At 41.4% G+C, this 13,110-nt stretch carries 13 protein-coding genes and 1 pseudogene; 1 reads left to right on the top strand and 13 read right to left on the bottom strand.

Annotation, left to right across the window (positions count from 1 at the left end):
• Positions 1 to 10: 10 nt before the first annotated feature.
• The 13 genes from rplC to ODU45_RS07670 form a co-directional block, all read right to left on the bottom strand.
• Positions 11 to 637 carry a 50S ribosomal protein L3 gene (gene rplC / locus ODU45_RS07730; RefSeq protein ID WP_011921686.1) on the bottom strand — a complete coding sequence of 209 codons (627 nt, stop codon included), beginning with the start codon at positions 635 to 637 and terminating at the stop codon, positions 11 to 13.
• Between the two features lie 96 nt (positions 638 to 733).
• Entirely contained in the window at positions 734 to 1,042 is a 309-nt protein-coding gene (gene rpsJ / locus ODU45_RS07725; RefSeq protein ID WP_014735259.1) for a 30S ribosomal protein S10, read from the bottom strand.
• A gap of 487 nt (positions 1,043 to 1,529) precedes the next feature.
• Complete coding sequence (locus tag ODU45_RS07720) at positions 1,530 to 1,850, bottom strand: DUF1292 domain-containing protein (RefSeq protein WP_002939343.1); 321 nt, start codon at positions 1,848 to 1,850, stop codon at positions 1,530 to 1,532.
• A gap of 11 nt (positions 1,851 to 1,861) precedes the next feature.
• Entirely contained in the window at positions 1,862 to 2,281 is a 420-nt protein-coding gene (ruvX, locus tag ODU45_RS07715; protein ID WP_398581088.1) for a Holliday junction resolvase RuvX, read from the bottom strand.
• Complete coding sequence (locus ODU45_RS07710; protein ID WP_002939360.1) at positions 2,281 to 2,547, bottom strand: IreB family regulatory phosphoprotein; 267 nt, start codon at positions 2,545 to 2,547, stop codon at positions 2,281 to 2,283. Before ODU45_RS07710 ends, ruvX begins: the two co-directional genes overlap by 1 nt.
• A gap of 99 nt (positions 2,548 to 2,646) precedes the next feature.
• Positions 2,647 to 3,045, bottom strand: coding sequence for a transcriptional regulator Spx (spx, locus tag ODU45_RS07705; RefSeq protein WP_002939362.1), 399 nt, complete (start codon positions 3,043 to 3,045; stop codon positions 2,647 to 2,649).
• Between the two features lie 234 nt (positions 3,046 to 3,279).
• Positions 3,280 to 4,431, bottom strand: a complete 1,152-nt coding sequence (gene recA / locus ODU45_RS07700; protein ID WP_398581087.1) for a recombinase RecA — start codon at positions 4,429 to 4,431, stop codon at positions 3,280 to 3,282.
• Between the two features lie 51 nt (positions 4,432 to 4,482).
• Positions 4,483 to 5,664 carry a competence/damage-inducible protein A gene (locus ODU45_RS07695; protein WP_398581086.1) on the bottom strand — a complete coding sequence of 394 codons (1,182 nt, stop codon included), beginning with the start codon at positions 5,662 to 5,664 and terminating at the stop codon, positions 4,483 to 4,485.
• A gap of 36 nt (positions 5,665 to 5,700) precedes the next feature.
• Positions 5,701 to 6,270, bottom strand: a complete 570-nt coding sequence (locus tag ODU45_RS07690) for a DNA-3-methyladenine glycosylase I (RefSeq protein WP_105106162.1) — start codon at positions 6,268 to 6,270, stop codon at positions 5,701 to 5,703.
• A gap of 252 nt (positions 6,271 to 6,522) precedes the next feature.
• The gene (ruvA, locus tag ODU45_RS07685; RefSeq protein WP_024406764.1) at positions 6,523 to 7,113 is read right to left on the bottom strand and encodes a Holliday junction branch migration protein RuvA; all 591 of its coding nucleotides are present in this window, start codon (positions 7,111 to 7,113) and stop codon (positions 6,523 to 6,525) included.
• Positions 7,114 to 7,151: 38 nt separating this feature from the next.
• Positions 7,152 to 9,089: a DNA mismatch repair endonuclease MutL gene (mutL, locus tag ODU45_RS07680; protein ID WP_398581085.1), complete on the bottom strand. Its 1,938-nt coding sequence runs from the start codon at positions 9,087 to 9,089 to the stop codon at positions 7,152 to 7,154.
• Positions 9,090 to 9,206: 117 nt separating this feature from the next.
• A complete protein-coding gene (locus ODU45_RS07675; RefSeq protein ID WP_398581083.1) occupies positions 9,207 to 10,730 on the bottom strand; it encodes a quinol oxidase in 1,524 nt (507 codons plus the stop codon).
• A gap of 190 nt (positions 10,731 to 10,920) precedes the next feature.
• Positions 10,921 to 12,141: a bifunctional folylpolyglutamate synthase/dihydrofolate synthase gene (locus ODU45_RS07670; protein ID WP_398581082.1), complete on the bottom strand. Its 1,221-nt coding sequence runs from the start codon at positions 12,139 to 12,141 to the stop codon at positions 10,921 to 10,923.
• Between the two features lie 136 nt (positions 12,142 to 12,277).
• Between ODU45_RS07670 and ODU45_RS07665 the strand changes: the two are divergent.
• Positions 12,278 to 13,110 (top strand): annotated as a pseudogene (locus ODU45_RS07665) (transposase); the annotation flags it as partial.

Here is a 13,110-nt window from a genome sequence, read left to right as displayed (position 1 = left end):
CCTTTCCTTATTATTTACCAGCTTTAACTGCTGACTTGATAGTGATAAGAGATTTCTTAGCACCTGGTACGTTACCTTTGATAAGGATAACATTCTTTTCTGGAACAACTTGTACAACTTCAAGGTTTTGAATTGTTACACGGTTGCCGCCCATGCGACCTGCAAGGTTTTTACCTTTGAATACACGGTTAGGTGCAACAGGACCCATAGAACCTGGACGACGGTGGTAACGAGAACCGTGAGCCATAGGACCACGTGATTGACCATGGCGTTTGATAACACCTTGGAAACCTTTACCTTTAGATGTACCAGTTACATCAACAACATCACCAGCGGCGAAAGTTTCAACTGTAATTTCTTGTCCAACTTCCAAGCCTTCAATGTTTTTGAATTCACGAATGAAGCGCTTAGGAGCTGTGTTAGCTTTAGCTACATGGCCTTTGGCAGGTTTGTTGCTCAACACTTCACGTTTGTCATCAAAACCAACTTGAACTGCTGCATAACCATCAGTTTCAACTGTTTTCACTTGAAGAACAACGTTTGGAGTTGCTTCGATGACAGTAACAGGGATAAATTCACCAGATTCAGTGAAGATTTGAGTCATTCCCACTTTTTTCCCTAAGATTCCTTTTGTCATGAGAAAAATATTCCTTTTCTTATTTTATAGTTAAAAAGTTTTTAACGAGCGTTTTTCATGCTCAAATCAAGATTCTGAGTTTTGCTCGCAACTTGATTACAATTTGATTTCTACGTTTACACCACTTGGAAGATCCAATTTCATCAACGCATCAACTGTTTTTTGAGTTGGGTTAACGATGTCGATCAAACGTTTGTGTGTACGCATTTCGAACTGCTCACGAGAGTCTTTATACTTGTGAGTCGCACGGATGATTGTGTAGAGGCTACGTTCTGTTGGAAGTGGAACTGGACCTGCTACTTGAGCACCTGTACGTGTTGCAGTTTCAACGATTTTTGCAGCTGCTGTATCAAGTGTACGGTGTTCGTACGCTTTCAAGCGGATGCGGATTTTTTTGTTTGCCATCTTTTTCTCCTTTTCGTCTATTTAACATAATAGGCTAGCTCCACAAGAAAACCAACACGTGTTGCGTGGCAATGCAACCGAGCGTGTCGCAACCTCTTGCATCAAAGCTACAGCCGTAATTTTTACGGCACTAGAACATTCTACCAGATTCTACTTGCCATTGCAAGAGTTTTTACTCAAAAATTCAAAAAATCCCAAAACTTTTATTTCAGGATTCTTCATTACTTCTATCCATTATGTCTAATATGACCAAAATATTTTTATCAGCCAGTAGACACCTCTCTAATTCCTCACTCAGCCTCTTATTTCTTTCTGTAGAACTATCTTTCATCTAGCCTCCCTTTTGATTTTCTGGCTCATGATTCATCCCTCGCCTTGCTGTTTCTTAACTCGGGCTAAAACAGTCTCCCCCAGATTACTTCACTCCACCGGACCTCAATTCGCTCTTTGATTTTCAGCTCATAATAAAAAGGCCCACTGAACCTTTTTATTCCTCTTCCATAAAGCTGTTAAAGACTTCTTCAATCATATCCCATTCTGCTGTTGCGTCTTCTGGGATAGGTTGCAAATCGCCTTCCGTGCCATTCTCATTCTCAATGTATGAGTAGGCTTGGATTTCAACTTCTCCGTTCTCATCTTCTTCTGCACTTGCAGGAATCAAGAGAACATAGTTCTTACCAAACTCTTCTTGACCATCAATCGTCAATAAGATTTCAAAAAGTGTTTCGTTACCTTGGTCGTCTACCAAAGTAATCAATTCACGTTCGTCGTGATTGTGGTCGTGTTCATGGTCATGATGATGTGCCATTAGAATCTCCTTTAAAATGTTCTATCTAAATAATTTTGTAAAATCAGCTGAGCTGCTAATTTATCAATAACTTTCTTGCGTTTTCCTCGGCTGATATCCGCTTGCTCAATCAGCATCCGTTCTGCTGCAACAGTTGTTAAACGTTCATCCTGATAATCAACTGGAAGTTTATAACGCTCAGTCAATAAATCACCGTAAGCTTGACTAGCTTCCACACGTGGACCACTAGTATTATTCATATTCTTCGGCAAGCCTACAACAAATTTATCAACCCTGTACTGTTCTACAAGTTCGGTCAAACGCTCCAGACCGAATTCGCCCTTTTCTTCATCGATTGGGATGATTTCCAACCCTTGGGCCGTGAAACCTAACGGATCTGAAATGGCTACACCAACTGTCTTGGAACCGACGTCTAATCCCATTATTCTCATTAGAGGTCAATCCCATTTCCTTTCAAATAGTAGCGCACCAATTCTTCGATAATTTCATCGCGTTCATGCTTACGAATCTGATTGCGGGCATCATTATAGCGAGGAATATAAGCAGGGTCCCCACTTAATACATAGCCAATGATTTGGTTAATCGGATTATAGCCCTTTTCCTCTAGCGAACGATAAACACTAGTCAATGTTTTGCTGATTTCTTGTTTATCTGTATCATCTAGGCGAAAACGAACGGTTTCTTCGGTAAATCCCATACTTACACCTTCTTTCCCTATTTTTTACATTATATCACAAATTTTAATTATTCTCAAAAAATGCGCAAAAAGAACCCCAAAAGAGTCCTTTTGTACATCTTATAGAGCTGCTCTCATACGAGCTTGAGCATTTTCAACATTGCGCACTGCACGTGGCAAGAAAGCGCGTATATCATCTTCTTTATAGCCCACTTGAAGTCGTTTCTCATCAATCAAGATTGGACTCTTCAAAATACGTGGATTAGAGGTAATTAAATCAATGACCTCGTTCACACTCAACTCTTCAATATCAAAGTCCAGACTCTTTGCATAACGGTTTTTTGACGATACGATACTTGCAATACCATTCTCTGTTTTTGTTAAGATATTTAGGATTTCTTCCTTAGTAATGGCTTCCTTCGCAAGATTATGCTCATTATAAGATAATTGGTGAGCATTTAACCAATTTTTCGCTTTCTTACAAGAAGTACAACTAGATACAGTATAAATTTTAATCATGTAGTCACTCCTTTGCTACATTTTATTAAGCACATTATAGACTATTATATCATAAATTCCCTCGGTCTGCAGACCTATTTTTAAAAAAACTTTAAATTTTGGGGTAAAAATTCGGTTTTTATTAGAAAAAAGCCTGGAATTTCCAGACTTTTTCGTGCTTATACTAAACAACTTCGCACACACCTATAACAGATAGGCATCAATAGTTCAATATTAAATCTATTTTGTTAGGAATTAATCTTCTAATTCAATACCGCCATCAAGATCTAGGATAACATCTTGGATCTCTTCCGCAACAACAGGAGCTTCTTCGGTCGCAACCTCTTCAACTCCATCTGCTTCAATTAAACCATAATGAACACGAATCTTGCGGTCAATTTCATCAAAGATTGCCGGATTATCTGCTAAGAATTTCTTAGCATTTTCAGAACCTTGGCCAATTTTTTCTCCATTATATGAATACCAAGCACCTGCTTTTTGGATGATGCCGAGGTTGCTACCAATCTCAATCAATTCACCTGTGCGAGAAATTCCTTCACCGTACATGATTTCAACAACAGCTTCTTTAAATGGTGGCGCCACCTTGTTTTTCACAATCTTCACCTTGGTTTCCTTACCAACGTTTTGATCTTTCTTGTCGCCTGTTCCTTTGATTTGTGTGTTTCCACGAACATCCATACGGACAGATGCATAGAATTTAAGCGCACGTCCACCAGGTGTTGTTTCAGGGTTACCAAACATGACACCGACTTTTTCACGCAACTGGTTAATGAAAATGGCTACTGTTTTTGTTTTGTTGATGGATGCACCGAGTTTGCGCATGGCCTGACTCATCATACGAGCCTGCAAACCAACGTGGCTATCACCAATATCACCGTCAATTTCTGCACGTGGTACAAGGGCTGCAACCGAGTCAACAACAACCAAATCAACAGCACCAGAGTCAATCAACTTACCAGCGATTTCAAGACCCTGCTCTCCTGAGTCTGGCTGTGACAAGAACAACTCATCAATATTGACACCAAGAGCTGCTGCATAGGCTGGATCCAAGGCATGCTCCGCATCGATAAAGGCAGCAATACCGCCATCTTTCTGAGCTTGAGCTACTGCATGAAGGGCAACAGTTGTCTTACCTGAGCTCTCTGGACCGTAAATCTCAATGATACGCCCCTTCGGATAGCCACCCGCTCCAAGCGCAATGTCGATTGACAAGCTACCTGAACTCATGACTTGAACTTTTTGCTCAGCACGCTCACCAAGACGCATGACAGCACCCTTACCAAAATCTTTTTCAATTGATTTTAGGGCATCATCCAGCGCTTTTTTACGCTCATCGCCAAATTTCTTTGTAATATCTTCTAATTTTTTTCCTGGTTTCTTAGCCAATGATTTTCTCCTCTTTTCTTAGTCAAACTATTATAGCAAATATCTGCTATTTCACAAAGTGTTTCGTACAAAATCCCAGGCCTGCAGGCAAGCAAGCTGGCGAAGGTATTGCCACGAATAACCACCTAAATCTATCTCTTTTTGGGAAATACCCGAGGTCGTAGCCAAAGTGAGATATACTTTTGCAAGTACGTTGTCCTCTGTTGATTCCGGTTTGATAAGCACAGACACAGCCAAACCTAAATCAGCTTGCAGCTCCTGCCGAATGCAGTCAGCTTCCTCTGATAGCCTGCCCGATTCTGTCCCTAGCTGACCGATGACTTTCCCTCCGCTAAAATACGGCTGATCAGCCAAAGCCAAACTCAATTCAGCTTGCAAGAGACCACCTGTCCCCTGTTCGACGATGACTATAGTTTGTTTTTTCTCTATCAAACAAGACGCTACCATTTTGACCAAACTATTGTCCTCTCCGTAGGCATAGAAATAGTCTGCCAGTTTGTCATGTTGTAAGATTTCTTCTTCCAACTGATTCAAACGTAGATTTGCTTCTTCTTGGCTGGTCGCTTTGGTGGACAAGCGTAAAGTCACCTCTCCAACCTTAGCATAGGGTGCTAGAGTTGGGTCTGTCTGCTTGTCAATCAAGTCCGCCAAAACAGTTACCAACTGGCTTTCACCAATGCCAAAAAAGCGTAGGACACGCGAATAAAGTTGCTGCTGAGATTGGGACAGTAAAGGCAAGAGACTCTCAGAAAACATGGCCTTGAGCTCACTTGGTGGACCAGGCAAAACAATATAGGTTACACCATCTTGCTCAATCATACCACCAACAGCTAAACCAGCTGGATTCGGTAGCGCCTGACTTCCCTCCACAATCTGTGCCTGACGCTCATTATTTGGTGTACGGACACGACCTGGGCGACTGGCAAAGAAGCGGTCTAATTTTGCCATAGCCAACTCATCAAACACAAGATTTCTACCTAAGAAGGTCGCCAGGGTCTGCTTGGTCAAGTCATCCTCAGTTGGACCAAGTCCTCCACAGAGAATGACCAAGTCGCTCCGCTGACGGGCTACTTCCAGTACAGACAGAAGCCTGTTTTCATTATCTCCAACAGCTGTGTGGAAATAAACATCAATTCCCAGCTCTGCACATTTCTCCGAAAGGAACTGAGCATTGGTATTAACGATTTGGCCTGTCAAAATCTCCGTCCCAACGGCGATTAGTTCTGCTTTCATATTCCTCCTCTGTCTAGGGTGCGATTGCTCGCTCATCTAATTAGTTCGTAATTTCTTTCCAATCTCACAAGTTTCTTCATGTTCATTCAACAGACCTGCTGCCTGCAAATAAGAATAAATACAGACAGGACCTACAAATTTGAAACCTCGTTTTTTCAAATCTTTTGAAATCCGCTCAGACAAGTCATTCTTGGTCGGCACTTCTCGGAAGGACTTGACAGGGTTTTCAATCGGTGTAAAGTTTACCCAAGACCAGAGATAGTGGTCAAAGCTGCCAAATTCCTCCTGCACCTTGGTAAAAGCCTGCGCATTGGCTCTGGTCGCATACAATTTAGCCTTGTGGCGAATGATGTTGGGATTGGCAAGAAGACCGTCTAATTCGCTATCTGTCATGACCGCAACCTTTTGAATATCATAGTTGAAAAAAGCTGAGCGAAAAGCCTGGCGTTTATTGAGAACAATTTCCCAGGAAAGTCCAGCTTGGTAGGATTCCAAGCAAAGCAACTCAAACAAAGACTGTTCATCGTGAAGTGGCTTGCCCCATTCTTCATCATGGTAAGCAATATAGAGTGGATTATTTAGATTAACCCAAGCACAACAGGACATAGAAACTCCTTTTCGTGAATAACTAAAGTGCGAATCAGGATAAGCTGACTGAAACACGACTACGATACTTTGTAAAATTGTCAAACTGAATCATAAATATCACCGAATAACGCAGTTGAATCTGGCAAGAGGCGTCGTTAAAACTCGCCTCTTACCTAGCTGTCATTGCGGAGGTCTCACAACGAAATTTCTAGCAAAATTTCTGTTCGGCCGTCTATTTTGCTTTGTATCGCTTAACGCCTTAGTATCCTATCACTTCATCAACATTTTAAGGGCTGACTTGATGTAGTTTTCTGCGGTGTCGTTGGTGCCGTCGAAGAATTTCTTGATTTTCTTGAGTTCGGCTGGTCGGTAGCCAAGAGCTTCCATGGCTTCCATGGCTTCTTCGAGGGCGATATTTTCACTGGATGGTGCTACTTGTTGAACAGGACCCGCTTCTTCGCTCATGACAAACTTGCCTTCCAGGTCCAAAATCATCTGCTGGGCTGTTTTCTTGCCGATCTTCGGAAACTTGGTCAGATAGGTAATATTTTTTTGCTCAATGGCACGAACAAGCCCATCATTATCATCGACAGCAATAATAGCCAGAGCCGTTGTCGGACCAATACCTGATACTGAAATCAGACTCAGAAAGACGGATTTTTCATTTTCTGTAGCAAATCCGTAGAGCAGATGAGCATCTTCACGAATCACCTGATGAGTATAGACAGTCACTTCTTGCTGGACTTGTCCTGAATAGGCGTAGGGATTCGCAACCTGCAAGATATAGCCTACTCCATGCGTTTCTACCACAATATATTTTGCAGTTATTTTCGTTAAAATTCCTTTGATATAGTCGTACATATACTTCCTTTACTAATGTGTCAACTTTTTCAACTATGTTAATACTTGCCCAATTCACGCAAACTTGTATGATTTTCCTGAATGCGACGGAACATTTTTTCCATGTCCGACTGGCTAAAATGCACTAAGACTGGGCGACCGTGCGGGCAGTTATAGGGATTTTGGCAGTAAGACAGTTGTCTCAATAAATCACGCGCCGAATAATCATCCAAAGCATGGTTGGCCTTGATCGACCGTTTACATGACATCATGATAGCCAGTTCTGCCCGATACTGCTTGATTGACACCTGATCCGTCAAGAGCAACATGTCGCACATCTCATAGATGCCAGACTCAATCTCCTCTTCCTTCATCCAAATAGGATGTTCACGCAGAATAAATTGATTAGCTCCATATTCTTCTAAGTTGACACCAACTTGACGGAGGGCATCCATTTTGTGGACAAGGTTAAGGGCATCATTCTGCGGAAATTCAAAAATATACGGCACCAATAACTGTTGAGCTGAATTGTCAACCTGTCCAATTTTCTCACGATAGTATTCGTATTTGACCCTCTCTTGTGCGGCATGCTGGTCAATGATATAAAGTCCTGTCTTGCCTTGTGCAAATAAATACGTCCCATGCATTTGACCAAAATATTCTAACTCTGGAAATGTCGATGTTTCCTCCCGGTCTAATTTATCTGCCAGTTTTGCCAATTCTTTTGCACTTAGATTAGGATGCTCCTGATCTTCTGATTCCACCGACTGACGTTCTGCAAATTGAACGGATGTAGGTTTATTTTCGACAGGCGACTCAACAATCTCTTGCCTATCCTCTTCGAGAGGTTTGACATCCTCAGCGACCACGTCTGGTTTTAAGAAGAAGTCTTGCTTAATCGTATCATAATAGATTTTTGGCTCTTTGAGTGGTAAGGTGCCTTGCTCTGCTTTTACTTTTGGTCGAGTACTTGACTGAGCTAAATTCTCAAGAGCATCTGGTATCAAGTCCTGCTCTTTAAGCGCTTGACTAATCGCCTCTCGAATCAAGGTCATGAGTTCTTTTTCCTTGGAGATGCGAACTTCCTGCTTGGTCGGATGCACATTGACATCAGCCAAATAAGGATCAATCTCAATAGAAATCACCGCCAGCGGAAAGCGTCCAACCATCAACTTACTACCATAACCTTCCAAAATCGCTCGATTAAGCAAAAAATTCTTGATATAGCGACCATTGATGAAAATGGAAATGTAGTTGCGGTTGGCACGAGTCAACTCTGGCAAGGAAACGTAACCTGAAATCTGAAAATCCAGGTCTTCTGCCTCAATTTCAACCATTTTTTTGGCAGAAGCAATCCCATAAATCCCTGAAATTGCCTGACGAAGTTTCCCTGTCCCTGCAGTTCTAATTAATTCTCGTCCTTCGTTTACTAAGGCAAAAGCTATTTCCGGATGAGCTAGACTCAATCGATTTACAACATCAACAATATGTGATAATTCAGCCTGTTGACTGCGAACGTATTTGAGACGAGCAGGGGTATTGTAAAATAAATCCGAAACAGTAATCTGCGTACCAACTGGACGACTAACGGGCTCCTCTTTCTCGATGACACCACCTTTGGCCTCCAAATGAAGTCCGTGTGTAGAGTCTGCCGTAGCTGTCTCAATAACCATATGACTGACAGAAGCAATGGAAGGAAGAGCTTCTCCACGAAAACCGAGGGTACGAATACGAAACAAATCCGATTGACTTTTTATCTTACTGGTGGCGTGACGGCGGAGGGCAAGCGCTACTTCATCAGGGGCAATCCCCTCACCGTTATCCGTGATTTGAATCATTTTAAGGCCAGCCTCTTCAACACTAATTTCAATCTGACTAGCCCCTGCGTCAATGGAATTTTCCACCAACTCCTTAACCACACTGGCCGGTCGCTCAATGACCTCACCAGCCGCAATCTGGTTGGCTAGTATTTCTGGTAGTTCAATAATATGTGACATCATTTCTCCTACATTTCTTTAATAATTTTTCCCGAATGCTTATTTTTCCATTATACCACATATCTACTTTCCCTCCTTTTCCCAGATAGGCTAAAGAAAAAATGACTGCCTGAGCAATCATTCATTCTTTTGATAAATCGTAAAGTAATCCGTTGTCTGAACAGACTGGTACTGTGATTCTAAATTTGTCTTGATTTCATCTAGAATTGGCAAATTCTTATTGACGACTACAAATTTTGCCTCATTTTTATTGATGTCATACATCAAGCTATTTTTATTGTCGTCAGTATTCAGATAGGGTTCTGCTGTAGTAATCGTTACGGCAGATAAACGTTGACTTGAAAGATAGATGCTTGCGCTATTATCCCAAACATAAATCTTATCTGAATCTTTCGTTTGTTCACCAATGTAATTGGCAACTTGTTCACGGTCTGTTCTCAAATCTCCCTGTATCAAATAAAGATAAGCAGGTTGAGCGATAATACCCAAGCAAATAGCTAACGGAAGAAAGAATTGACGACGTAAATATCCACAACGATCTTCTACATCCTCATCACGCAGGTAAACGACTGACATCGCAAAACCATACGGTAAAAGAAGAATGAGTTGGCTCCATTGAAAGTTAGCATTCCCAATAATAAAGACACATTGAACTAAGAAAGTCAATAATAGGAGAACTTTGATATAGGTATGTCTTCCTTGTTTGAAAGAAAACATCATTTGGATGAAACTTTTAAAGAATCCAGATAAGAGTAAGAATACAGACACAATCGCCAAGGCTAAATATAGATAGGAATGGTGAAAGTCTAACTGTAAGTTATAAAGGAAAGTTTGTTGAATAGCTGTCCCCAGAATCTGCGCCTCAAAAGCATAATAACCTACCGCATATAGAATCAGAAGAAAACCAAAAATGGTCGCTAATAATTGATAGATTCCTCGAGTAACTTGGCGGTGTTGGATATTAAAAATAAATAAAACTAGACCCGCAACTAACCAAAGAATCAGACTTTTTGGGTAAATTAAAAATACCAATGCCGCATCGATTCCGTAGAGGATAAATGCCTCATCACGCACTGCATTTTCAAAATAGCGGACCAGAAACCACACACTAGTCAAAAGAAACGGAAGAGCAAACATTTCTGCATACATCCCTCCAAAACCAAGTGCAAAAATAAATACATAGAACCAATGACTAGAACTTGTCGCTAGGTGTTCTGACTGACTAAAATAAGCTACAATCTTATAGAAATAGATTCCCGCTATCAGTAACGCTATAAACTGGAGGATTCCAAAGATAATGAAAGTCCCTCCCAGATGACCTAAGAAAGCAAGTAAGTAGAATAATAACCCGCTTGTACCAAAGAAATCACCATAAGGGATTTGTCCATTTACCATTGCCATCCCTGCATATAAATTTTGAGTTTGTATATTGGTTGCAAATGGCATTAGCAGTGGATTGGCTACGCTAAAAACACTTAAAACTAAGCTCCAAACAAGAGCTGGCCAATACTTTGTCTTTAATACTCTTTCATGAAATTCACCATTCAGTTGCACTTGCTGTCTGCGTGATGCTCTACGACTACGCCGATAAGTTTCCTCAGGATGAGTAACTACGTCCGAAACTACATCTAATTCTGTCATTTTCTTCTCCTTGGATTTGCTTTCCTTATTATATCAAAAAGCACTCCCGATGTCATTTCCTATCGGGAGTTCTAGAAATTTTTGCAAACTGTTCTAATTGGCGAAAGGTATGGCGTTTGAGCTTTTCAAATTCCTTTAGAAATGCTATTTTTTCTGCATGTGTCATACCTATTTATTCGCAAAATGATTGTCATTTTTTAAAAATCCGACGAACTTCTGAGATAAAGTAAAGAGAACCTGTGACAATCAAAATCCCTTGCTCGCTAGATTGCCAGTCTTCTATAAACTGCTGATAGTTCTCAACATAATCTCGTCCTTGACGGTTTTCCTCGGACAAGGCACCATCATAAGCAAAGCTGGTTAATACAAGGGCAGTATGTGGTAATTTTTCGTTCAATAATTCCAGCATTTCTTGAAAGTCCTTGCGTCGAAGGGCTGAAAAGAGAATAGTAACAGGTTCTTCTTGAACCTGAATAAATTCAACCAAACGTTCGATAGCTGGGACATTGTGGGCTCCGTCCAAATAGATTTTTGGCTCTTGAGCAACCAATTCCAAACGACCAGGCCAGCTGGTTTGGGCAAGGGCTTGTTGAATCAACTGAGGTTGAATGTCTTTTTGGATATTGGTCATATAGAGTAGAAAAGTTTGTAGGGCTACAGCCGCATTCTCTTCTTGATGATGGCCTGCCAGACCCAGAACTAATTCCGACAGGTCGATGTCCGTATTGCTGAACTGTCCTGCTTTATAGGTAAATTCCTGACCAAATTGATAGACAGGAGCTTGATTGTCAAGGGCAATTTGGCGACAGATAGCTGTGGTTTCTGGACAAAGTGGTCCAAGGACGACAGGCACGTTTTCCTTGATAATCCCCGCTTTCTGCTCTGCTATTTCCCCTAAAGTCAAGCCTAGTAAATCCTGATGGTCCATGCCGATGGAGGTGATAACGCTTAGGGCTGGTGCCACGACATTGGTCGTATCCAAAAGCCCTCCGATGCCCACCTCTACTAGTGCCACATCGAGCGGCTGGTCCTGGAAATAGAGGAACATAATGAGCACCATAACCTCAAAATAGCGGAAAGGCTCATAGCGAGCGGCGATTTCCTGCTCCAAGTCGTAGACTTTCTGTAAATAGTGCTGAAAATCATGGTCAGAAATGGGCTGGCTGTCGATACAAATCCTGTCGTGTACGCTCACCATGTGGGGTGACACGAAACTGCCGACACGAAAGCCATGGGCCTGAAATAGCTGACGCATAAAGGCAATGGTCGATCCCTTGCCATTGGTTCCAGCGACATGAATGACCGGCACTGCAAACTGGGGATTTCCTAGCTGTTCTAGGGCATACTCAATCTTTTCCATCTTGTAATGAAACACCTGACCTTGCTTGGTGTTTAACCAATTTTCTAACATAGCCACCTCCTACATACTGTCTAGTATAACAAAAAAGAGGCTGGGCAAAAAGTCCAATGTCATTAAGTTAACTAACCTATCACATTTTGTGGTGGGTTAGTTTTTATGTTACACTAAAAATAAAAGGGGAAAAGTCATGCTAGACCAGATTAAATCTCATTTATTTGAAAGTATCAATGACATCGTTTCCTCTGCCGACCAGTTTGTACTTCATCCTGAAAAAGATTTTAGTCGGAAAAGTCAGCTAACGATGAAAACCATGATTCAAGCTATACTGACCATGGGTGGTAATGCCTTAGCCAAAGAGCTACTTGACTTACATTTACCAGTTACCCAATCTGCCTTTGTCCAACGACGATATCAGATCAAACATCAAGCTTTTAAAGCCCTGTTTACCAATATTACTTCTAAAATTCCAATCTCTCACAACCTTCCTATCCTAGCTGTTGATGGTAGTGATGTGATTCTACCAAGAAATCGTTCTGATAAAACGACCTCTTTTCAAACTGGACCACATCACATTCCCTATAATCTCATTCATATCAATGCTCTCTACAATCTTGAACAAGAGATTTATCACGATTTACGGATTCAGGATAATCGGGAGTTTGATGAGCGTGCGGCTTTTATTGATATGATGGAGAGCTGTCCCTTTCGAGCAAGCTCTAGTTATTATGGACAGAGGGTATGAGTCCTACAATGTCATGGCTCACTGCCAAGAAAGAAATTGGTCCTATATTATTCGTATTCGTGACGGGAATCATTCTATGAAGTCAGGATTTAATCTCCCTGACACCTCTTGTTTTGATGAGGCATTTGACCTAAACATCTGTCGCAAACAAACCAATGAGATGAAACACCTGTATCGGTACTTCCCTAATCAGTATCATTTTTTACCTAATAATGCCTCCTTTGACTTTCTGCCATGTTCTAGTCGAAAAAGCACCCCGACCAGCTTTTATGAGCTGC

The sequence above is a fragment of the Streptococcus sp. 2022WUSS135 genome, assembly GCF_044427045.1.
Classification (GTDB): domain Bacteria; phylum Bacillota; class Bacilli; order Lactobacillales; family Streptococcaceae; genus Streptococcus; species Streptococcus hashimotonensis.
Note: the sequence above shows the minus strand (reverse complement) of the source record. Positions and strands in the feature narration are given on the sequence as shown.